Below are 21045 nucleotides of genomic sequence, written 5' to 3' on the forward strand. Positions count from 1 at the left end.
GAGAACCGGCCATCGGGCGCGGCGGCCGACGGCCGGGAAGCGACCCGTGCGGGGGATCCCTGTCCACCGGCCCCCGCGCGCGGGACACAATGGGAGGATGACCGACAGTCCAGCCCCCCTCGCCGACCCGCACCTCCGCTACGGAGCCGTGACCGAAGGGCCGCGCGACATCGTCGTCCTCGGCTCCACCGGCTCCATCGGCACCCAGGCCATCGACCTGGTCCTGCGCAACCCCGGCCGCTTCCGGATCACCGCCCTCTCGGCGGCCGGCTCCCAGGTCGGCCTGCTCGCCGGCCAGGCGCGGCAGCTGCGGGTACGCGCGGTCGCGGTCGCCCGCGAGGAGGTCGTCCCCGCGCTGCGCGAGGCACTGAAGGAGCGGTACGGCAGCGATCCGCTCCCCGAGATCCTGGCCGGCCCCGACGCAGCCACCCACCTCGCCGCGTCCGACTGCCACACCGTTCTCAACGGCATCACGGGCTCCATCGGTCTCGCGCCCACGCTCGCCGCCCTCGAAGCGGGCCGCACCCTCGCCCTCGCCAACAAGGAGTCGCTGATCGTCGGCGGCCCGCTGGTCAAGGCCCTCGCGAAGCCGGGACAGATCATCCCCGTCGACTCCGAACACGCCGCCCTCTTCCAGGCGCTGGCCGGCGGCAAGCGCAGCGACGTGCGCAAGCTCGTCGTCACCGCCTCCGGCGGCCCGTTCCGCGGCCGTACCCGGGCGGAGCTGGCGGGCGTCACCCGCGAGGACGCGCTCGCCCACCCCACCTGGGCGATGGGCCCCGTCATCACCGTCAACTCCGCCACCCTCGTCAACAAGGGCCTGGAGGTCATCGAGGCGCACCTCCTCTACGACATCCCCTTCGACCGCATCGAGGTCGTCGTCCACCCGCAGTCCTACGTCCACTCGATGGTGGAATTCATCGACGGCTCCACACTGGCCCAGGCCACCCCGCCCGACATGCGCGGCCCCATCGCGCTCGGCATCGGATGGCCCGAACGGGTACCCGACGCGGCGCCCGCCTTCGACTGGTCCAGAGCCTCCACCTGGGAGTTCTTCCCGCTGGACACCGAGGCGTTCCCCTCGGTGGGACTCGCCCGCCACGTCGGAGAACTCGCGGGCACGGCCCCGGCGGTGTTCAATGCCGCGAACGAGGAATGCGTCGACGCGTTCCTCGCAGGACGGCTGCCCTTCACAGGAATCGTGGATACGGTCGCTGACGTGGTCGCCGAACACGGCACACCCGCTCCGGGAACTTCCCTCACGGTCGCGGACGTCCTGGAAGCAGAAACCTGGGCGCGCACCCGCGCCCGCGAACTGGCAGCCGGCAAGGCAACGAAGGCAACAGCGGAGGCCCGCGCATGACGTCCATCCTGTTGACGGTCCTCGGGATAGTCATCTTCTTCGTCGGGCTGCTCGTCTCGATCGCCTGGCACGAACTCGGCCACCTCTCCACCGCCAAGCTCTTCGGCGTACGGGTGCCGCAGTACATGGTCGGCTTCGGTCCCACCCTCTGGTCGAAGAAGAAGGGCGACACCGAGTACGGCATCAAGGCCATCCCGCTCGGCGGCTACATCCGCATGATCGGCATGTTCCCGCCCGGCAAGGACGGCCGCATCGAGGCCCGCTCCACCTCGCCGTGGCGCGGCATGATCGAGGACGCCCGTTCGGCCGCGTACGAGGAACTGCAGCCCGGCGACGAGACCCGGCTCTTCTACACGCGCAAGCCGTGGAAGCGCGTCATCGTGATGTTCGCCGGCCCGTTCATGAACCTGATCCTCGCCGTCGCCCTGTTCCTCAGCGTGTTCATGTTCGTCGGCATCAACAAGTCGACGACCACCGTCGACTCCGTCGTCCCGTGCGTGGTCTCGCAGAGCGACAACCGCGCGTGCACGGCCGCGGACAAGCCGTCCCCCGCCAAGGCCGCCGGACTCCAGAAGGGCGACCGGATCGTCGCCTTCGACGGACAGCCGATCGCCGACTGGGCCACCCTCTCCGACCGCATCCGCGCCACCAAGGGCGCGGCCACCCTCACCGTCGAGCGCGACGGCGAGCAGAAGGTCCTGAACGCGACCCTGACCACCAACAAGGTCCTCAAGAAGGACGCGAACGGCGACCCGGTCAAGGACGAGTACGTCGAGGCCGGCTACCTCGGCTTCGGCCCGGCCAGCGCCACGATCCCGCTGACCTTCACCGAGTCCGTCGACCACATGGGCGTCATCGTCCAGTCCGGTGTCGACTCGCTCCTCGCCCTGCCCTCCAAGATCCCCGCCCTGTGGAACGCGGCGTTCCTCGGCGAGGAACGGCAGGCCGACTCCCCGATGGGCGTGGTCGGAGCGGCCCGGGTCGGCGGCGAGATCCTCGGCCTCGGACTGCCGATGGAGAACACCGTCGCGATGATGCTGTTCCTCGTCGCGGGCTTCAACCTCTCCCTGTTCCTGTTCAACATGCTGCCGCTGCTCCCGCTCGACGGCGGGCACATCGCGGGAGCTCTGTGGGAGTCGCTGCGGCGCAACGTGGCGAAGGTGTTCCGGCGGCCCGACCCGGGCCCCTTCGACGTCGCGAAGCTCATGCCGGTGGCGTACGTCGTCGCGGGCCTGTTCATCTGCTTCACCGTGCTGGTGCTGGTCGCGGACGTGGTCAACCCCGTCCGCATCTCGTGACGCGGCGGGAGCCCCGGTACGCAGCGGGACATCCCGTAACGCTCCATTGAGTGGATTTGTCGACGTGGTGTACTCCGGTCGTGCAGGGTGACGTACGCTCGAAGCCCTGTAAGACCGGAGCCCGCCGATCGTCCCGGGACCTAGATCCACACTTGGGGTTGCACAGCAGATGACTGCAATTTCTCTCGGAATGCCGTCCGTTCCGACGAAGCTCGCCGACCGGAGGGTCAGCCGCAAGATCCAGGTCGGTACCGTGGCGGTCGGCGGGGACGCTCCCGTGTCGGTGCAGTCGATGACGACCACCCGGACGTCCGACATCGGCGCGACGCTCCAGCAGATCGCCGAGCTCACCGCGTCCGGCTGCCAGATCGTGCGCGTCGCCTGCCCCACGCAGGACGACGCCGACGCGCTCGCCACCATCGCCAAGAAGTCGCAGATCCCGGTGATCGCCGACATCCACTTCCAGCCGAAGTACGTCTTCGCCGCGATCGACGCGGGCTGCGCGGCCGTGCGGGTCAATCCCGGCAACATCAAGCAGTTCGACGACAAGGTCAAGGAGATCGCGCACGCCGCGCGCGACAGCGGCACCCCGATCCGCATCGGCGTCAACGCGGGCTCCCTCGACGCCCGCCTGCTCAAGAAGTACGGCAAGGCCACCCCGGAAGCCCTCGTGGAGTCCGCCCTGTGGGAAGCCTCCCTCTTCGAGGAGCACGGCTTCGGCGACATCAAGATCTCGGTCAAGCACAACGACCCGGTCGTGATGGTCAACGCCTACCGCCAGCTGGCCGCCCAGTGCGACTACCCGCTGCACCTCGGCGTCACCGAGGCCGGACCCGCCTTCCAGGGCACCATCAAGTCGGCCGTCGCCTTCGGCGCCCTGCTCTCCGAGGGCATCGGCGACACCATCCGCGTCTCGCTCTCCGCCCCGCCGGTCGAGGAGATCAAGGTCGGCATCCAGATCCTGGAGTCCCTCAACCTCCGCCAGCGCCGCCTGGAGATCGTCTCCTGCCCGTCCTGCGGCCGCGCCCAGGTCGACGTCTACAAGCTCGCCGACCAGGTCAGCGCCGGTCTGGAGGGCATGGAGGTGCCGCTGCGGGTCGCCGTCATGGGCTGTGTCGTCAACGGCCCCGGCGAGGCCCGCGAGGCCGACCTCGGCGTCGCCTCCGGCAACGGCAAGGGCCAGATCTTCGTCAAGGGCGAGGTCATCAAGACCGTCCCCGAGTCGAAGATCGTGGAGACCCTCATCGAAGAGGCGATGAAGATCGCCGAGCAGATGGAGAAGGACGGCATCCCGTCCGGCGAACCCGAGGTCTCCATCAGCTGACCCCGCCGCGTTCCCCGAGGAGCCCCGCCCCGGCACCGGCCGGGCGCGGGGCTTTTCCGTCCGGGTGGGTGCTTTCGAACGGCGCGGGTACAGTGCGGAGATCAGCGAATCCGTACCGGTGAGGCCTCCACGTGTTGACGACGACCACCACCCGCGTCCTCGCACCAGCCGATCTGGACGAGGCCATGGACCTGTTGGAGAGCGAGCCCGTCAACAACGCGTTCGTGACCTCCCGGGTCAAGGTCGCGGGCCTCGATCCCTGGCGGCTCGGCGGCGAGATGTGGGGCTGGTACGAGGGCGGGCGGCTGCGCAGCCTCTGCTACTCGGGCGCCAACCTCGTGCCGATCTGCGCCACCCCCGAGGCGGTACGCGCCTTCGCGGAACGGGCCCGGCGCACCGGCCGCCGCTGCTCCTCGCTCGTCGGTCCCGCCGAGCCCACCGCCGAACTGTGGCGGCTGCTCGAACCCAGCTGGGGCCCCGCCCGGGACGTCCGCCCCCACCAGCCGCTGATGGTCGCCGACCGGATGCCCGACGACATCACGCCCGACCCGCTCGTCCGCCGCATCCGCAAGGACGAGATGGACGTGATCATGCCCGCCTGCGTCGCCATGTTCACCGAGGAGGTCGGCGTCTCCCCGATGGCCGGCGACGGCGGGCTCCTCTACCAGGCCAGGGTCGCCGAACTCGTCGGCGCCGGACGCGCCTTCGCCCGCACGGAGGACGGCAAGGTCGTCTTCAAGGCCGAGATCGGCGCCGTCACCCCCGACGCCTGTCAGATCCAGGGCGTCTGGGTCGCCCCCGAACACCGCGGCCGCGGCCTCTCCGTGACCGGCATGGCCGCGGTCCTGCGGCACGCCCTCGCCGACGTCGCGCCCGTCGTCAGCCTCTACGTCAACGACTTCAACGCCCCCGCCAGGGCGTCCTACCGGCGGGTCGGATTCCGCGAGGTCGGCGAGTTCATGAGCGTCCTGTTCTGAAGCCCGGGTGCCGCGGCGGCTAGGGTGCGGCCATGACGGATGACGTACGGGTCGGCCCCCTCGACCTCGCCGCCCACGTGGACGAGGCGCTCGCCGTGCAGGCGGTCGCCTTCGGGCTCGGCGCGGACGAGGTGGGGGTGCGCCGCCACATCGTCCTGCGCCACATGACGAATCCCGGAGCGCGGGCGCTCGGCGCGACGACGCCCGACGGACGGCTCGCCGGATTCGTGTACGGGATGCCGAACGACCGCGCGCACTGGTGGTCGACGGTCGTCGAGCCGTACCTGCGCCGGTACGACCGGGACGGGTGGCTCGACGACTCCTTCGTCATCACCGAACTGCACGTCCACCCGGACTTCCAGGCCCGGGGCGTGGGGCGGGCCCTGATCACGACGATCACGGACGGGGCCGCGGAGCCGCGGTCGATCCTCTCCGCGATCGACATCGAGAGTCCGGCGCGGGCGCTGTACCGGTCGCTGGGCTACACGGATCTCGCCCAGCAGGTCCTCTTCCCGAGCGCGCCGCGCCCGTACGCGGTGATGGGCGCGCGGTTGCCGCTGCGGCGCCGCGCGCGGCCCGGCGACGGCCCGGCCCCCTCCGGAACCGATTTCCGCCCGCCCCCACCCCCCGGCTAACCTCCTGACATCACCCTTCCGAGCAGGAGTTCACCATGGCCCAGGTCCAGCGCATGTCCCGTTTGATGGTCAAGACATTGCGCGACGACCCGGCGGACGCCGAGACCCTCAGCCACAAGCTGCTGGTCCGCGCCGGTTACGTACGTCGCAACGCGGCCGGCATCTGGACCTGGCTGCCGCTCGGCAAGAAGGTGCTGGACAACATCTCGCGCGTCGTGCGCGAGGAGATGGACGCCATCGGCGCCCAGGAGGTGCTGCTGCCCGCCCTCCTGCCCAAGGAGGCCTACGAGGCGTCCGGCCGCTGGGAGGAGTACGGCGACCTGCTCTTCCGCCTCAAGGACCGCAAGGGTGCCGACTACCTCCTGGGCCCCACCCACGAGGAGATCTTCACCCAGACGGTCAAGGACCAGTGCACGTCCTACAAGGACCTGCCCGTGATGCTCTACCAGATCCAGACCAAGTACCGCGACGAGGCCCGCCCCCGCTCCGGCGTCCTGCGCGGCCGCGAGTTCCAGATGAAGGACTCGTACTCCTTCGACACCACCGACGAGGGTCTCGCCGAGTCGTACCGCCTGCACCGCGAGGCGTACATCAAGATCTTCAACCGGCTCGGCCTGGACCACCGCATCGTGTCCGCCGTCTCCGGCGCCATGGGCGGCTCGGCATCCGAGGAGTTCCTGGCCCCGGCCGCCGCCGGCGAGGACACCTTCGCGGACTGCCCGCACTGCGACTACGCCGCGAACACCGAGGCCGTCACCTTCCCCCTCAAGGCCGTCGAGGGCGCCACGCACCCCGCCGCCGAGGATCTGGACACGCCCGACACCCCCACCATCGAGACGCTCGCCGCGCAGCTCGGCGTCGACGCCTCGGCGACCCTGAAGAACCTCCTGGTCAAGGTGGACGGCGAGATCGTCGCCGTCGGCGTGCCCGGCGACCGCGAGGTCGACCTCGGCAAGCTGGGCGAGCACCTCGCCCCGGCCGTCGTCGAGCTGGTCACCGCCGAGGACTTCGAGGGCCGCGACGACCTCGTACGCGGCTACGTCGGCCCGCAGGGCCTCGCCAAGGTCCGCTACATCGCCGACCCCCGCGTGGCCCCCGGCACCGCCTGGATCACCGGCGCCAACAAGGTCGACACGCACGCCAAGAACGTTGTGGCCGGCCGCGACTTCGAGGTCGACGACTACCTCGACGTGGTCGTCGTCGAAGAGGGCGACCCGTGCCCCACCTGCGGCACCGGCCTCAAGCTGGACCGCGCCATCGAGATCGGCCACATCTTCCAGCTCGGCCGCAAGTACGCCGACACGTTCTCCCTGGACGTGCTCGGCCAGCAGGGCAAGCCGGTCCGCGTGACCATGGGTTCGTACGGCATCGGCGTCTCGCGCGCCGTGGCCGCACTCGCCGAGCAGTCCGCCGACGAGAAGGGTCTGTGCTGGCCGGCCGAGGTCGCCCCGGCCGACGTGCACGTCGTCGCGGCGGGCAAGGCCCTCCAGACGGAGCTGGCCGTCGAGGTCGCCGAGAAGCTGGCCGAGGCGGGCCTGCGCGTCCTGGTCGACGAGCGCCCCGGCGTCTCGCCCGGCGTGAAGTTCACCGACTCCGAGCTGATCGGCGTCCCGAAGATCCTGGTCGCGGGCCGCCGTGCCGCCGACGGCGTCCTGGAGCTGAAGGACCGCCGCACCGGCGAGCGCGAGGAACTGACGGTGGACGAGGCGATCGCCCGCCTGACCGCCCAGTAGCCGACAGATTGGCACCTCAGCAAGGCCGAAGGCCCCGCACCGGCATCCGGTGCGGGGCCTTCGGCGGTACGTGCACGGGCCGTACGTGCACGGGCCGTGTGTACACCCGCCCTACGTGTACCGGCAGCCCTACCCGTACGACCTGATCAGCCGCGCCAGGTGACGCCCCACCGCAGCTCACCAGCCTCGTCGACGTCCTGGCCAAGGGCGCCTGACCCACATGCCGGGCACGTGGGGGCGGGGTGCGCGCACACCCGCCCCCAGGCTCCACCCCACGGCCTACAGCCAGCTCGCGAACTCCAGCAGCATTTCGCCGTCCTGCGTCCGGCCCGCCGCGAGGGCGCGGGTGCCCGACTCCACCGCGCGGAACAGGGTCCAGCCGTGCAGCCGCTCGCGGTCCACGTCGAGGGAGTCGGCGAGGCGGTTGATCCGGCGCCGGGTGGCGGGGGAGCCGGCGGCGGTGGCGATCTGGTCGTCGATGCGGTCGCGGACGAGCCGGGCCAGGTCGTACGCGCGCTCGCCCACCAGCGGGTCGGGGCCGACGGCCAGCCATGGGGTCCGGTCGCCGCCGAGGACCTTGCCCTGCCGGAAGTTGCCGTGCAGAAGCAGGAGTTCGGGGGAGGAGGCCACCAGGGAGTCGCGGGCCGCGAGCGCCGCGTCGACCAGCGGCGTCAGCTCCTGCGGCGCCTCGCGCATCGGGCCGCTCTGCCGGCCGGTGCGCTCCTCGACCGTTTCGAAGGGGTGCCCCTCGGCCGGGGCCACCCACAGCTTCCGTACGAGGTCGGCGGCCTCCAGCAGCGCCTTCGCCTCCGGCAGCGAGCGCAGCGACACCTCGCAGTGGAGGCGTTCCAGCAGCAGTGCACCGTCGGGGGACTCGACCTCGGCGAGCTGGACGGCACCCCAGCCGTTCCAGTGCGCGAGCGCGGCCCGTTCCCGCTCGGGGTGCGCCGCCTCCGGGGCGAGTTTGAGCGCGCCCTGGGTGCCGTCGGGCCGTCGTACCAGCACCACCATGCTGCTGCGGCCCCCCGGCGCCTGGACGCGTTCGACCGTCAACTCCCGCCCGTCGATGGCCTCCTGGGCCAGCGAAGGAAGCCGCTCCAGCCAGTCGGCCGCGGCCGATTCCCCCTGCGCCTCGGCCAGCGCCCTCACCAGGCGTTGCGACGGTTCGAAAGCCATAGGTGGCGTGCTCTCCTTTGATTCGTAGGGCTTACACGCCTTCGCGTACCGAAGTGGTCAGTTCGGCGAGCCCAGGAAAGGCTACGCTGCTGCCCCGCCAGCGGACCGCCCGCACCGCCGCCTCCCGCAGCGCCCCGGCCGCCTCCCGCCGCAGCGGGCCCTGGGCGGCGCGTACGAGGTCCGAGTACACCCCGGCGATCCGGTCCTCCAGTACCGCGGCAAGCTGCGCGGCCGTCGCCGCGTCGGGCACCGGGAAGGGCAGGGCGTACGCGGCCTCCGCGACGACCGGCGTGCCGCCCAGGTCGCGCACCGAGCGGACCAGTGCGTCGCGCCGTGAGCGGTGGGCGTCGTGCGCCTCACGGGCCTCGGCGCGGCGCTCGGCGCCGAGCCGGCCGCCGACCACCCCGTACCCGTACAGGGCCGCGTGCTCGGCGGCCAGCGCCGCCTGTACCGCGTCCAGCGTCATCCCTCGGCTCCGTCCGTCAGCAGGTACGCGTGGGCGGCAGCCGCCGCAGCCACCGACGCCAGCAGGCGTGCCAGCTCGGGGGTGGCCCCGCCGAGAGCGGCCAGATGGGCGTCACTGGCGCGCTGTTCGGCCGCCGCGAGTTCCTGCACGGCGGCGCGGGGGTCGGCGGCCACCGACACCGGGGGCCGCCCGGCGACGCGGCGGCCCTCGCCGCGCAGCACCTCGGCGTGCCGGGCCACCTGGGTGCGCAGCGGCTTCAGCCGGGCCCCCTGGGCGGGGTGCCTCTTCAGCAGGGCGTCGTAGTGGGCCAGCAGGTCCAGGCTGGTCCGTGCGGACGACTCGCGGAGCCGGACGGCTGCCTTCCGTGCGGTCGGGCCCGTCTCCGTACCGGCGGAACCGGCGGGTCCTGAGCCGTCCGAGCAGCCGGCCAGGAGGCCCGCCGCGGCGGCTGTGCTCCATGCCAGCGCACGTCTGCGAGTGGTGGGCGTGCGCACGTGTCCGTCTCCCTCGGTTCCCGGGTGATCACCGCAGGCGAGCGTACCCGCGGTGTCCGGTGGACTGACGGCAACACCCCTCCGGACCGGATACCCTTTGATCTGACACACGACGAAACAGACAACAGCACACGCGGCCGAGGAGTCACCCGGATGAGCACCACCCAGAGCGACAGGCTGCGCGAACTGCTGGCACCGCTGGTCGCCGCCCAGGACCTGGACCTCGAAGAGATCGAGGTGGCCAAGGCAGGCAGGCGCCGCGTGCTGAGAATCGTCGTGGACTCGGACGAGGGCGTCGAACTCGACGCGTGTGCCGAGGTCAGCCGGGCGATCTCGGAGAAGCTCGACGAGAGCGACGTGATGGGCGACGAGGAGTACGTCCTCGAAGTCGGCTCCCCGGGCGCGGACCGCCCGCTCACCGAGCACCGCCACTACGTACGGGCCACCGGCCGCCTCGCCAGGCTCACGCTGAGCGACGGCGCCGAGCTGACCGCCCGCATCCTCGTCGTCGACGAGGACGGGCTCGACCTGGAAGTGCCGGGCGTGAAGGGGCGCAGGCCCACCGCCCGCCGCGTGGAGTTCGCCGACATCGCGAAGGCCCGCGTCGAGGTCGAGTTCAACCGCAAGGACAAGAACGAAGACGTGAACGACGAGAAGGAAGAGGAGGCGTAGCCGTGGACATCGACATGAGCGCCCTGCGGGGTTTGGTACGGGAGAAGGAGATCTCCTTCGAGGTACTGGTCGAGGCGATCGAGCAGGCCCTCCTCATCGCGTACCACCGCACCGACGGCAGCTTCCGCCGCGCCCGGGTGAAGCTCGACCGTGAGAGCGGCAAGATCACGGTGTGGGCGAAGGAGGACCCGGCGGACCTCGAAGAGGGCCAGGAGCCCAAGGAGTTCGACGACACCCCGGACGACTTCGGCCGCATCGCCGCCAGCACCGCCAAGCAGGTCATCCTCCAGCGGCTGCGCGACGCCGAGGACGACCAGACCTTCGGCGAGTACGCCGGCATCGAGGGCGAGGTCGTCGTCGGCCTCGTGCAGCAGGGCAAGGACCCCAAGAACGTCCTGGTCGACATCGGCAAGCTGGAGGCCATCCTGCCGGTGCAGGAACAGGTCCCCGGCGAGGAGTACACGCACGGCCTGCGCCTGCGCGCCTTCGTCGTCCGGGTCGCCAAGGGCGTCCGCGGTCCGTCCGTGACGCTCTCGCGCACCCACCCCAACCTGGTGAAGAAGCTGTTCGCGCTGGAGGTTCCGGAGATCGCCGACGGTTCGGTGGTCATCGAGGCCATCGCCCGCGAGGCCGGCCACCGCACCAAGATCGCGGTCCGCTCGACGCGCTCCGGCATCAACCCCAAGGGCGCCTGCATCGGCCCGATGGGCAGCCGTGTGCGCAATGTCATGGCCGAACTGCACGGCGAGAAGATCGACATCGTCGACTGGTCCGACGACCCGGCCGAGATGGTCGCCAACGCGCTGTCCCCGGCCCGTGTCTCCAAGGTCGAGGTGGTCGACATGTCGACCCGTTCGGCCCGGGTGACCGTGCCGGACTACCAGCTCTCGCTGGCGATCGGCAAGGAGGGCCAGAACGCCCGTCTGGCCGCCCGCCTCACGGGATGGCGCATCGACATCCGCCCGGACACCGAGGAACTCGCCGAAGGTGAGGAGCCCGGTGAGTACCGCCGTGACAACGGTGACGGCCGTGACCGCCGGGACGACCGGGGCTGAGAGGCACGGACGTCGCGATGTGGGCCCGGGTGAGACCCGGGCCACATCTTTTTTGACGAACAGCTTGTCGATCCTTGCCCCCAAGGGGTGAGGTCGGTGCGGGGAGGTAGACTTAGTCGTGTCTGGCCAAACGCAGACCGGCGCATGCCCTGAGCGAACCTGTGTGGGTTGCCGGGAGCGAGCGGCCAAGAGCGATTTGCTGCGCATCGTGGTGATCGAGGGTGAGTGTGTCCCCGATCCTCGCGGTACGCTGCCCGGCCGGGGTGCTTACGTACACCCCGCCTCCGCCTGTTACGACCTGGCGGTCCGCCGCCGGGCGTTCCCCCGGGCCTTTCGGGGCCAGGGACCGCTCGACACCGCGCCACTGGAGAAATACGTGGCGCGCGACGTCGGGCAGGCGACACCGTAAGACGCAACAAACGAACGGCACGGGTCCCCGTGCGGTCAGGTACCTCGCGAGTTGGAAGTAGGTCGAGATTGCGATGAGCACTCGATGAGTACGCGATGAGTACGCCCATGAAGTAGCGACGGTCCGGCGTTCAACCCGGACCTAAAAGGAGCGAAGTGGCTAAGGTCCGGGTATACGAACTCGCCAAGGAGTTCGGTGTGGAGAGCAAGGTCGTCATGGCCAAACTCCAAGAACTTGGTGAATTCGTACGTTCGGCGTCCTCGACGATCGAGGCGCCAGTGGTACGCAAGTTGACTGACGCACTGCAGGGCCCCGGCGGCAACGCCGGCAAGTCCGCAGCGAAGCCCGGCGCGCCCCGCAAGGCGACGCCTGCCAAGCCCGCGGCACCGTCCGCGGACACCCCGGCACCGGCGGCTCCCCGCCCCGGTGCCCCCAAGCCCGGCGCACCGGCCCCCAAGCCGGCCGCCGCCGAGGCCCCCAAGAGCGAGCCCACGGCCCCCGCCGCGTCCCCGGCCAGCGCCGGTCCGCGTCCGGGTCCCAAGCCCGCCGCGGCCAAGCCGGCCCCGGTCACCCCGGTGCCGCAGGCCGAGTTCTCCGCGCCCGCACCGGCCCAGAACGCGCCGGCCCAGAACGCTGCCCCGGCAGCGCCGCAGGCCCCGCGTCCCGCCGGTGCCACCCCCGGACCGCGTCCGGCCCGTCCGGCCCCGGCCCAGCGTGACAGCGCCCCCCGTGAGGGCGGCCAGCGCGACAACCGCGGCGGCGAGCGCGGCGGAGACCGTCCCGCACGTCCGGCCGGTCAGGGCGCCCCGCGCCCCGGCGGCGCCCGTCCCTCGGGTCCCCGCCCCGGCAACAACCCCTTCACCTCCGGCGGTTCCACCGGCATGGCGCGCCCCCAGGCGCCCCGTCCCGGTGGCGCGCCCCGTCCCGGCGGTGCCGGTGCGCCCGGTGGCGCTCCGCGCCCGCAGGGCGGCCCCGGCGGCGCCCCGCGTCCGCAGGGTCAGGGCGGCGCAGGCCGTCCGAGCCCCGGTGGCATGCCCCGCCCGCAGGGCGGCGCACCGCGTCCCGGTGGCGGCGGTGGCGCTCCCTCCGGCAACCGCCCGAACCCGGGCATGATGCCGCAGCGTCCGGCTGCCGGTCCCCGTCCTGGTGGCGGTCCCGGTGGCGGCGGTCGCGGTCCCGGCACCGGCGGCGCGGGCCGTCCCGGTGGCGGCGGCGGTCGTCCCGGTGGCGGCGGCGGCTTCGCCGGTCGCCCGGGTGGCGGTGGCGGCGGCTTCGCAGGCCGTCCGGCCGGTCCCGGTGGCGGTGGCGGCGGCTTCGCCGGTCGTCCCGGTGGCGGCGGCGGTGGACGTCCCGGCTTCGCCGGCCGTCCCGGTGGTCCCAACGCACGTGGTGGTACGCAGGGCGCCTTCGGCCGTCCCGGCGGTCCCGCGCGCCGCGGTCGCAAGTCGAAGCGTCAGAGGCGCCAGGAGTACGAGGCCATGCAGGCCCCGTCCGTGGGCGGCGTGATGCTGCCTCGCGGCAACGGACAGACCGTCCGCCTGTCGCGCGGTGCCTCACTCACCGACTTCGCCGAGAAGATCAACGCCAACCCGGCGTCGCTCGTCGGCGTGATGATGAACCTCGGCGAGATGGTCACTGCCACGCAGTCCGTCTCCGACGAGACCCTCAGGCTGCTCGCGGACGAGATGAACTTCGTCCTGGAGATCGTCAGCCCGGAGGAGGAGGACCGCGAGCTGCTCGAGTCCTTCGACATCGAGTTCGGCGAGGACGAGGGCGGCGAGGACATGCTCGTCTCCCGTCCGCCGGTCGTCACCGTCATGGGTCACGTCGACCACGGCAAGACCCGCCTCCTCGACGCGATCCGCAAGACGAACGTCGTCGCGGGCGAGGCCGGTGGCATCACGCAGCACATCGGTGCGTACCAGGTCGCCACCGAGGTCAACGGTGAAGAGCGCGCCATCACCTTCATCGACACCCCCGGTCACGAGGCGTTCACCGCCATGCGTGCCCGTGGTGCGAAGTCCACCGACATCGCGATCCTCGTGGTCGCGGCCAACGACGGTGTGATGCCGCAGACGATCGAGGCGCTGAACCACGCCAAGGCGGCCGACGTGCCGATCGTGGTCGCGGTCAACAAGATCGACGTCGAGGGCGCCGACCCGACCAAGGTGCGCGGTCAGCTCACCGAGTTCGGTCTGGTGGCCGAGGAGTACGGCGGCGACACGATGTTCGTCGACATCTCCGCCAAGCAGGAGCTCAACATCGACTCCCTGCTGGAGGCCGTGGTCCTGACCGCGGACGCGTCGCTCGACCTTCGGGCGAACGCGGAGATGGACGCACAGGGCATCGCGATCGAGGCCCACCTCGACAAGGGCCGCGGCGCCGTCGCCACCGTCCTCGTCCAGCGCGGTACCCTCCGCGTCGGCGACACGATGGTCGCCGGCGACGCCTACGGCCGCGTGCGCGCCATGCTCGACGACCGTGGCAACAACGTGCAGGAAGCGGGTCCCTCGACCCCCGTCCTGGTGCTGGGTCTCACCAACGTCCCCGGTGCCGGCGACAACTTCCTCGTCGTCGAGGAGGACCGCACGGCCCGTCAGATCGCCGAGAAGCGTGCCGCTCGTGAGCGCAACGCGGCGTTCGCCCGCCGTGGCGTCCGGTTCTCCCTGGAGAACCTGGACGAGGCCCTCAAGGCCGGTCTGGTGCAGGACCTCAACATCATCATCAAGGGTGACGCGTCCGGTTCGGTGGAGGCCCTCGAGTCCTCGCTGCTCCAGCTCGACGTCTCCGACGAGGTCGACATCCGCGTCCTGCACCGTGGTGTGGGTGCGGTCACCGAGTCCGACATCGACCTGGCGACGGGTTCCGACGCCATCGTCATCGGATTCAACGTCCGTGCGGCCGGCCGTGCTCAGCAGATGGCCGAGCGCGAGGGCGTCGACGTCCGCTACTACTCGGTGATCTACCAGGCCATCGAGGAGATCGAAGCAGCGCTCAAGGGCATGCTCAAGCCGGAGTACGAGGAGGTCGAGCTCGGTACCGCGGAGATCCGCGAGATCTTCCGCTCGTCCAAGCTCGGCAACATCGCGGGTGTTCTCATCCGCTCCGGCGAGGTCAAGCGCAACACCAAGGCGCGCCTCATCCGCGACGGCAAGGTCGTCGCCGAGGACCTCAACATCCAGGGTCTGCGCCGCTTCAAGGACGACGTCACCGAGATCCGCGAAGGGTTCGAGGGCGGTATCAACCTCGGCAACTTCAACGACATCAAGATCGACGACGTCATCGCGACGTACGAGATGCGGGAGAAGCCGCGCGGCTGACAGCCACGCAGCGAGAACCGTGACCCGGGGCACAGCCCCTGATGTCAGCAGTGGTCGGGGCCGCTCGGCGGAGATTATTTCCGTCGAGCGGCCCCGGCCGTTGCGTGTACGGTTCTGGTGTCCCTGCCAAGCAGAGGCAGGGGTACACGACCCCGAACCGGCGGGACATCCGGACACACATGTATGTGGGGACTCTGTCCTTCGACCTCCTGCTCGGCGACGTACGGTCGCTGAAGGAGAAACGCTCCGTCGTCCGTCCGATCGTCGCCGAGCTGCACCGCAAGTTCGCGGTCAGCGTGGCGGAGGTCGGTGACCAGGACCTCCACCGCAGGGCCGAGATCGGCGTGGCGGTGGTGTCCGGCGACACGGGGCACCTCGCAGACGTACTGGACCGGTGCGAGCGCATGGTCGCCGCCCGGCCCGAGGTGGAGTTGCTGTCGGTACGACGGCGGCTGCACAGTGACGAAGACTGAGCACGTAATCAACAAGGAGAAGGACCAGTGGCCGACAACGCTCGGGCGAAGAAGCTGGCGGACCTCATTCAGGAGGTGGTCGCCCAGAAGCTGCTGCGCGGCATCAAGGACCCGCGGCTGGGAACGCACGTGACCATCACGGACACCCGCGTCACCGGTGACCTGCGGGAGGCCACGGTCTTCTACACGGTGTACGGCGACGACGAGGACCGCGCCAGCGCGGCCGCCGGCCTGCAGAGCGCCAAGGGCATCCTGCGCTCGGCGGTCGGGGCGGCGGCGGGCACGAAGTTCACGCCCACCCTCACGTTCGTCGCGGACGCCCTCCCGGAGAACGCCAAGACGATCGAGAGCCTGCTCGACAAGGCGCGGGCCAACGACGCCAAGGTGCGCGAGGTGTCCTCGGGCGCCATGTTCGCCGGCGACGCGGACCCGTACAAGAAGCCCGGTGACGACGACGAGGACGACGCCACCGCATGAGCGACACAGCAGTGAGCAGGACGCCGGACGGACTTGTCATCGTCGACAAGCCGTCCGGCTTCACTTCGCACGACGTCGTCGCCAAGATGCGCGGGATCGCCAGAACCCGCCGCGTCGGCCACGCCGGCACGCTCGACCCCATGGCCACCGGCGTCCTCGTCCTGGGCGTGGAGAAGGCCACCAAGCTGCTCGGCCACCTCGCGCTCACCGAGAAGGAGTACCTCGGCACCATCCGGCTCGGCCAGAACACCCTCACGGACGACGCCGAGGGCGACATCATCACCTCCACCGACGCCTCCGCGGTGACCCGTGAGGGCATCGACGCGGGCGTCGCCGAGCTGTCCGGCGACATCATGCAGGTGCCGTCCAAGGTCAGCGCCATCAAGATCGACGGCAAGCGGTCGTACAAGCGGGCCCGCGAGGGCGAGGACTTCGAGATCCCCGCCCGTCCGGTCACCGTCTCCTCCTTCCAGGTGTACGACGTGCGCCCGGCGGTCGCGGAGGACGGCACGCCCGTCGTGGACCTGGTCGTCTCCGTCGTCTGCTCGTCGGGCACGTACATCCGTGCCCTGGCCCGCGACCTCGGCGCCGGTCTCGGCGTCGGCGGGCACCTCACGGCGCTGCGCCGCACCCGGGTCGGCCCGTACGGTCTGGACGCGGCCCGCACCCTGGAGCAGCACCAGGAGGAGCTGGCCGTCATGCCGATCGCGGACGCCGCGGCGGCGGCGTTCCCACGCTGGGACGTGGACGAGAAGCGCGCCGGACTGATCATGAACGGTGTGCGCATCGACATGACCGCGCACCCGCGCAACCCGGTCGCCGTCTACGGGCCCGACGGGCGCCTGCTCGCCCTCGTCGAGGACCAGCGGGGCAAGGCCAAGAGCCTGGCGGTCTTCGGCTGACCCGCCCGCCGCGCGCGGGTCGGGCGAAACCGTGGAGCGGGCAGACGACGTGCTGCCCGCTCCACGATCCCCTCCCGCTCCCTCCCCCTGCTCCAGGGTCTGTCCGTTCCCGGCGTTTGATTCACCCCTTCGGGCGGGCGCTCGGAGTGAATGCGGGGAGTGACCGGGGGCGCTTTCGCCAGGCGTCCTTCTTTCGCTGATCATCCCCTGCCTACGGTCGTGGGCAGGGGGTGCTTCTTTATGGCGTCGGTTCCACCGGCCGGGCCCGCAGGACCGGCCGCACAGGCAGCGCCGGTCGCCCAGGCCGTGCTCGTACGGATCTGTGACCCGGCCGGACGTCCGCGCGGCACCGGCTTCGTCGCCGACCACCTGGGAACCGTCGTCACCAGCCACGAGGTCGTCGACGGCCTGAGCGGACTGCTGCTGCACGCCCCCGGCGACCGGACCTGCCGGGTCGGGGCGGACGCCCTCGTGCCGCTGCCGGAGGCGGGGCTCGCCCTGGTACGGACCGAGGGGCTCGGAGTGCGGCCGTTGCCGGTGACGGTGCGGGCCTCGGCGCCCCTCGGGTCGTACGTGCGGGTGGCCGCCGGGGGGTGGCGGCAAGCGCGGGTACTGGGGGCCGCGCCCGTCAGGCACACCGCCGCGGACCGCGTCCACCTCCTCGACCGGGCGATGGAACTGGCGATGGGCACGGCGGGCAGCGACGCGCTGCGGCCGGGCGGGGCGGCGGCCGGGGGGCCGGTGCTGGACGCGGAGACCGGGACGGTGCTGGCGGTGCTCGCGACGTCCCTGCTTCCGCACGCCCCCGGTTCCATGCGGGACGGGGAGGTCCCCGCCGTCCACCGCGCGGCGGGCTTCGCCGTACCGCTGACCGGCGGGCAGGGGCGGGGCGGTCCGCTCGGCGAACTGCTGCGGCGGAACGCGGCGACCGTGCCCGCGTACGGGAGGGACCTCAACCTGGCCGGGGCGCTCCAGCTCACCGCCACCTCGGTGGGATCGGCGGGTCCGGACACATGGCGGGAACCGGTGGAACGGTCCTGGCTCGTCGCGGAGTTCGAACGGTTCGAGGCGGCCCAGGCGTCTGTCCTCGGCCTGGTGGGGGTGCCCGGGACCGGGCGGACCACCGAACTGGCGGCGCTGGCCGGGCGGCGGGCGTGCGGGCCCGCGCCCGCCCCCACCGTATGGCTGCGCGGGGCCGACCTGCGCGACGGGGACGCGTCCGTCGCGGACGCGGTGGGGCGGGCCCTGGCGCAGGCCGGCCGGATCCTCGCCGCTTCCGGAACGCCGGGGGACATGGGGGTGGCCACACCGGAGCGGGTGGCCCGGCTGGCGCGGGACGCCGGGCGGCCGCTGCTCGTCCTCCTGGACGGGCCGGAGGAGATGCCGCCCGTGCTGGCGCACCGCACGGCCGAGTGGACGGCGGGGACGGCGGGCTGGCTGCGGGAGTGCGGGGCCCGGCTGGTGGTCGCCTGCCGTCCCGAGCACTGGGAGCAGGCGGGGGCCCTGTACCCGGCGGAGACGCTGCACCCGGGGGTGGCGGAGCGGTTGCCGCCTGCGGTGGCGCTGGGCGACCTGACCGAGCACGAGGCGGCGTGCGCGCGGGAGCGCTACGCGGTGCGGGAGGGGGCGTTGGGGGAGGCCGACGCACGGCATCCGCTGACGTTGCGGCTGCTCGCGGAGGTGCGGGCCGCGGTGCCCGGGGGAGCGGTCGAAGGGTGCCCGACGCGCGAGGAGGTGTTCGAGGCGCGCCTGGGCCTGATGTGTCTGCGGGTGGCGGTACGGGTGGCCGCCGCGCACCGCCCCGCCCTGCGAGGTACGGCGGTGCGCAGGCTGGCAGCGGAGGTCTCCGGGCGGGTGCACGAGGCGGCGCGGCGGTGCCTGGGACCGGGGCAGGGAGAGTTGGCACGGGAGGCGTTCGAGGAGATCTTCCCGTGGCGGACCGGGTGGGCGTCGGCGGTGCTGACGGAGGGCGTGCTGGTCCCGGCGGGCGGCGGTTACCGGTTCGCGCACGAGGAGGTGGCGGACTGGGTGCAGGGGGCGCACCTGGATCTGGGGGAGGCGGTGGAGCGGCTGGTGGGCGTCGGAGCCGGGGCGGCCGCGGGCCCGGGGCGGGTGCCCGCGCAGGCGGCGGAGCGGGGAGCGGCGGGAGGAGCGGATCCCGCCGCGCGCGGAGCCCCTGCACCCTCGCCTTCCTCCACGTGTGCGCCGCAGAACGGCCGGACGGCCGGCGCCGGGCGGGTGCTGCCCGTGCCCCGGCACCGGATCGGGCCCGTCGTCGAAGCGATGCTCCTGCTGGAACGCCACCACGGCGCCGGACAACTCGCGGCCCGGATGAGCGAGTTGATCCGCCGTCTCGAAGTGCTGGACTCGCCGGAGAGCGCCGACGCCCAGTGGTGGGCCGCCCACCTGATCAGCGACACCCTGGCCCGGGTGCCCGCCCTCGGCCCGTACAGCGGCGTCCTGCGGGAACTGGCGGAAGCGGTGACCGCCCGGTCGCTGCGGGCGGGCGGGCCGCAGGGGCTGGGCGACGGGCTGGGCACGTTCGGCCCCTGGTTCTGGGAGCGGCTCGGGGTCGACCAGGCCGAGCGGGTCGACCTGCTGCGGGTACTGGTGCTCGCCGACGGCGCGCCGGAGAGCGCGGCGGGGCGCAACGGGCGGCCCCCCGACCGGTACCTCGACGCCGTCGCACGGCTGCTGCGGGGGGACCTGCGACGGGTGCAGATACTGCTGTGCGGGTGGTTCGACGACGAGCGCGTCCTGCCCGGCGGGGCCGGAGCGACGGTCGCCGAAGTGGCGCAGGCCCTGCTGCACACGCATCGTCGGCCGGCCCTCGACGACCTCGTGGAGGCGCTGGTGGAAGCAGGACGTCCACGGGCCGACGAACTGTTGCGCGCGCTGGCGGCGGACGAACCCTCCGCGCTGTGCCGTGCCGTCGTCCGGTGGGCGCACGACGACCGGGTGGAACGGCGTGTGGCGGCTGCGTCGTACGGGCTGGTGGCCGCGCCGCACGCGACGGCGGAGGCGGACCGGGAACAGCTGCGGTGCGCGGCGCTGGCACTGCTGGGGCGGGGCGCGGACGTGAGCCTGCACGGGGCGGCGCTCGCCCTGCTCGTACGGGACCCCAGGACCCGGTCGCGGTACCTGCCGCGCGCGATGGCCGCCTTCGTGGTCGGCGAGCCCCGGGTCCCCGCCGCCGCACTGGTCACCGCGCTGGCCACCCACCCGGAGCCGGTGCTGGCGACGCTGCGGGCCGGGCTGTACGGCGTGGACGCACGGGCCCGGGAGGTGCTGCGGGCGCTCGCCACGGTGACCACGCCCGCCCTCGCGCGGCGGTCGGCCGCCCTGGTCGCCGAGTACGTGGCACGGCGCCCCGAGGGCGCGGTGCACGCCGCGGAGTTCGTCCAGGCCCGGCTGGAGAGCGGCCCGGCGGCGCGCGGGGTGCTGCTGCCGCTGGTGCGCGGGCTGCTGCGGGGGAGTCCCGCGGACACGCGCAGCGCGTTCGCGACCGTACTCGCCACGCCCGGCAGTCCGTCCTCCGCGCCGCTGCGGGCGGAGCTGCTCGACGTACTTGTCGAGTACGAGGAGTACGCGCGCCACGACGACGCCTCGGCCCGGGGCGCGGCCGTCCTGGACGCCGTGCTGCGGGCGGCGGCGCTTGGCTCAGGGCAGCGGCCGGACGCCCGGACCCGGGACCTGGTGCGGCGGACCGGCACGCTCCTCGTACGGACACCCGAGGGCGCGGCCCGCTTCGACCGGCGACTGGTGGCCCTGGCACGCGAGGTACCGGGCTTCGCGCGGCGCGTCGTGTGCTGGTCGGTGGAGGCGCCGCAGGACTGGGCGGCGCTTATCGGCCCGAGCGCCCGACGCGCGGTCGAAGCGCTGGCGGAGATTGAAGCGGGGCAGGAGAGGGCCGGCGGGCGGGGAGGGCCGGGCGACGGGCCGACCGGGCCGGCGGACGGGCCGCCCGGAAGCGGGGCGGCCGAGGCGGTGGCCGACCCGGAGAGCACGCGGGAGGGCGGCCGGCTCCGCGGCCGCTGGGCCGGGAGCGGGTCGGCAGCGCCCCCGTGAGCCGCGGGAGGCACCGGGGGACGGGACGGCCGGCGGGACGGGCGTGCCGACGGTCGGCGGGCGGCGCGGAGGCGGCCCGGTGAGGGGCACCGATGCGGGGGGCCGGGCGTGGGCATGGCAGTCTTAGACCTGCGTAAGAGCAGGCTTCGGGGTCCGTCCGGACCCGTGGGGCAGCCAACATCACGTACCAGAGACGTACAAGG

At 72.5% G+C, this 21045-nt stretch carries 17 protein-coding genes; 14 read left to right on the forward strand and 3 right to left on the reverse strand.

Features of this window, described 5'->3' with window-relative positions; translation table 11 throughout:
- The first annotated feature begins 97 nt into the window (after nucleotides 1–97).
- From dxr to HNQ79_RS24275, 6 genes are all read left to right on the forward strand, one after another.
- Entirely contained in the window at nucleotides 98–1363 is a 1266-nt protein-coding gene (gene dxr, locus HNQ79_RS24250) for a 1-deoxy-D-xylulose-5-phosphate reductoisomerase (RefSeq protein WP_185034500.1), read from the forward strand.
- A complete protein-coding gene (locus HNQ79_RS24255; protein ID WP_185034501.1) occupies nucleotides 1360–2661 on the forward strand; it encodes a M50 family metallopeptidase in 1302 nt (433 codons plus the stop codon). The genes dxr and HNQ79_RS24255 overlap by 4 nt, the downstream gene beginning before the upstream one ends.
- Before the next feature lie 169 nt (nucleotides 2662–2830).
- Nucleotides 2831–3985: a flavodoxin-dependent (E)-4-hydroxy-3-methylbut-2-enyl-diphosphate synthase gene (gene ispG / locus HNQ79_RS24260; RefSeq protein WP_185034502.1), complete on the forward strand. Its 1155-nt coding sequence runs from the start codon at nucleotides 2831–2833 to the stop codon at nucleotides 3983–3985.
- Between the two features lie 134 nt (nucleotides 3986–4119).
- Entirely contained in the window at nucleotides 4120–4962 is an 843-nt protein-coding gene (locus HNQ79_RS24265) for a GNAT family N-acetyltransferase (RefSeq protein ID WP_185034603.1), read from the forward strand.
- Between the two features lie 32 nt (nucleotides 4963–4994).
- The gene (locus HNQ79_RS24270; protein WP_185034503.1) at nucleotides 4995–5597 is read left to right on the forward strand and encodes a GNAT family N-acetyltransferase; all 603 of its coding nucleotides are present in this window, start codon (nucleotides 4995–4997) and stop codon (nucleotides 5595–5597) included.
- A gap of 35 nt (nucleotides 5598–5632) precedes the next feature.
- Entirely contained in the window at nucleotides 5633–7330 is a 1698-nt protein-coding gene (locus tag HNQ79_RS24275; RefSeq protein ID WP_185034504.1) for a proline--tRNA ligase, read from the forward strand.
- Nucleotides 7331–7609: 279 nt separating this feature from the next.
- On the opposite strand, the gene HNQ79_RS24280 is transcribed toward HNQ79_RS24275, so the two are convergent.
- Genes HNQ79_RS24280 through HNQ79_RS24290 form a run of 3 tightly spaced genes read right to left on the reverse strand, consistent with a single transcriptional unit; the run spans nucleotide 7610 to nucleotide 9466 of the window.
- A complete protein-coding gene (locus tag HNQ79_RS24280; protein WP_185034505.1) occupies nucleotides 7610–8506 on the reverse strand; it encodes an aminoglycoside phosphotransferase family protein in 897 nt (298 codons plus the stop codon).
- 31 nt (nucleotides 8507–8537) lie between these two features.
- Complete coding sequence (locus tag HNQ79_RS24285; RefSeq protein WP_185034507.1) at nucleotides 8538–8972, reverse strand: ferritin-like domain-containing protein; 435 nt, start codon at nucleotides 8970–8972, stop codon at nucleotides 8538–8540.
- Nucleotides 8969–9466: a hypothetical protein gene (locus HNQ79_RS24290; protein ID WP_185034508.1), complete on the reverse strand. Its 498-nt coding sequence runs from the start codon at nucleotides 9464–9466 to the stop codon at nucleotides 8969–8971. Before HNQ79_RS24290 ends, HNQ79_RS24285 begins: the two co-directional genes overlap by 4 nt.
- A 153-nt stretch (nucleotides 9467–9619) precedes the next feature.
- Here HNQ79_RS24290 and rimP point away from each other — a divergent pair, with 153 nt between their 5' ends.
- From rimP to HNQ79_RS24330, 8 genes are all read left to right on the forward strand, one after another.
- Nucleotides 9620–10138 carry a ribosome maturation factor RimP gene (gene rimP, locus HNQ79_RS24295; protein WP_185034509.1) on the forward strand — a complete coding sequence of 173 codons (519 nt, stop codon included), beginning with the start codon at nucleotides 9620–9622 and terminating at the stop codon, nucleotides 10136–10138.
- A gap of 2 nt (nucleotides 10139–10140) precedes the next feature.
- On the forward strand, nucleotides 10141–11193 hold the full coding sequence (gene nusA / locus HNQ79_RS24300) for a transcription termination factor NusA (protein WP_185034510.1): 1053 nt from the start codon (nucleotides 10141–10143) through the stop codon (nucleotides 11191–11193).
- 118 nt (nucleotides 11194–11311) lie between these two features.
- A complete protein-coding gene (locus tag HNQ79_RS24305) occupies nucleotides 11312–11602 on the forward strand; it encodes a YlxR family protein (RefSeq protein WP_185034511.1) in 291 nt (96 codons plus the stop codon).
- A gap of 155 nt (nucleotides 11603–11757) precedes the next feature.
- Nucleotides 11758–14922, forward strand: coding sequence for a translation initiation factor IF-2 (infB, locus tag HNQ79_RS34580; RefSeq protein WP_185034512.1), 3165 nt, complete (start codon nucleotides 11758–11760; stop codon nucleotides 14920–14922).
- A gap of 179 nt (nucleotides 14923–15101) precedes the next feature.
- Nucleotides 15102–15395, forward strand: a complete 294-nt coding sequence (locus HNQ79_RS24315; protein ID WP_185034513.1) for a DUF503 domain-containing protein — start codon at nucleotides 15102–15104, stop codon at nucleotides 15393–15395.
- A 27-nt stretch (nucleotides 15396–15422) separates the two neighbouring features.
- Nucleotides 15423–15872: a 30S ribosome-binding factor RbfA gene (gene rbfA, locus HNQ79_RS24320; protein ID WP_185034514.1), complete on the forward strand. Its 450-nt coding sequence runs from the start codon at nucleotides 15423–15425 to the stop codon at nucleotides 15870–15872.
- Complete coding sequence (gene truB / locus HNQ79_RS24325) at nucleotides 15869–16774, forward strand: tRNA pseudouridine(55) synthase TruB (protein ID WP_185034515.1); 906 nt, start codon at nucleotides 15869–15871, stop codon at nucleotides 16772–16774. The genes rbfA and truB overlap by 4 nt, the downstream gene beginning before the upstream one ends.
- A 240-nt stretch (nucleotides 16775–17014) precedes the next feature.
- Complete coding sequence (locus tag HNQ79_RS24330; protein ID WP_185034516.1) at nucleotides 17015–20842, forward strand: S1 family serine peptidase; 3828 nt, start codon at nucleotides 17015–17017, stop codon at nucleotides 20840–20842.
- The last annotated feature ends 203 nt before the right edge of the window (nucleotides 20843–21045 follow it).

Origin of the sequence: Streptomyces candidus (assembly GCF_014207445.1) — a bacterium.
Taxonomy (GTDB): Bacteria; Actinomycetota; Actinomycetes; order Streptomycetales; family Streptomycetaceae; genus Streptomyces; species Streptomyces candidus.

Excerpts from the sequence above, each read along its gene's own strand:
- truB (WP_185034515.1), top strand. The coding sequence starts at position 15,869 with ATGAGCGACACAGCAGTGAGCAGGACGCCGGACGGACTTGTCATCGTC.
- HNQ79_RS24255 (WP_185034501.1), top strand. The coding sequence starts at position 1,360 with ATGACGTCCATCCTGTTGACGGTCCTCGGGATAGTCATCTTCTTCGTC.
- HNQ79_RS24330 (WP_185034516.1), top strand. The coding sequence starts at position 17,015 with ATGGCGTCGGTTCCACCGGCCGGGCCCGCAGGACCGGCCGCACAGGCA.
- HNQ79_RS24280 (WP_185034505.1), bottom strand. The coding sequence starts at position 8,506 with ATGGCTTTCGAACCGTCGCAACGCCTGGTGAGGGCGCTGGCCGAGGCG.
- rimP (WP_185034509.1), top strand. The coding sequence starts at position 9,620 with ATGAGCACCACCCAGAGCGACAGGCTGCGCGAACTGCTGGCACCGCTG.
- HNQ79_RS24315 (WP_185034513.1), top strand. The coding sequence starts at position 15,102 with ATGTATGTGGGGACTCTGTCCTTCGACCTCCTGCTCGGCGACGTACGG.
- ispG (WP_185034502.1), top strand. The coding sequence starts at position 2,831 with ATGACTGCAATTTCTCTCGGAATGCCGTCCGTTCCGACGAAGCTCGCC.
- dxr (WP_185034500.1), top strand. The coding sequence starts at position 98 with ATGACCGACAGTCCAGCCCCCCTCGCCGACCCGCACCTCCGCTACGGA.
- HNQ79_RS24270 (WP_185034503.1), top strand. The coding sequence starts at position 4,995 with ATGACGGATGACGTACGGGTCGGCCCCCTCGACCTCGCCGCCCACGTG.
- HNQ79_RS24275 (WP_185034504.1), top strand. The coding sequence starts at position 5,633 with ATGGCCCAGGTCCAGCGCATGTCCCGTTTGATGGTCAAGACATTGCGC.
- HNQ79_RS24285 (WP_185034507.1), bottom strand. The coding sequence starts at position 8,972 with ATGACGCTGGACGCGGTACAGGCGGCGCTGGCCGCCGAGCACGCGGCC.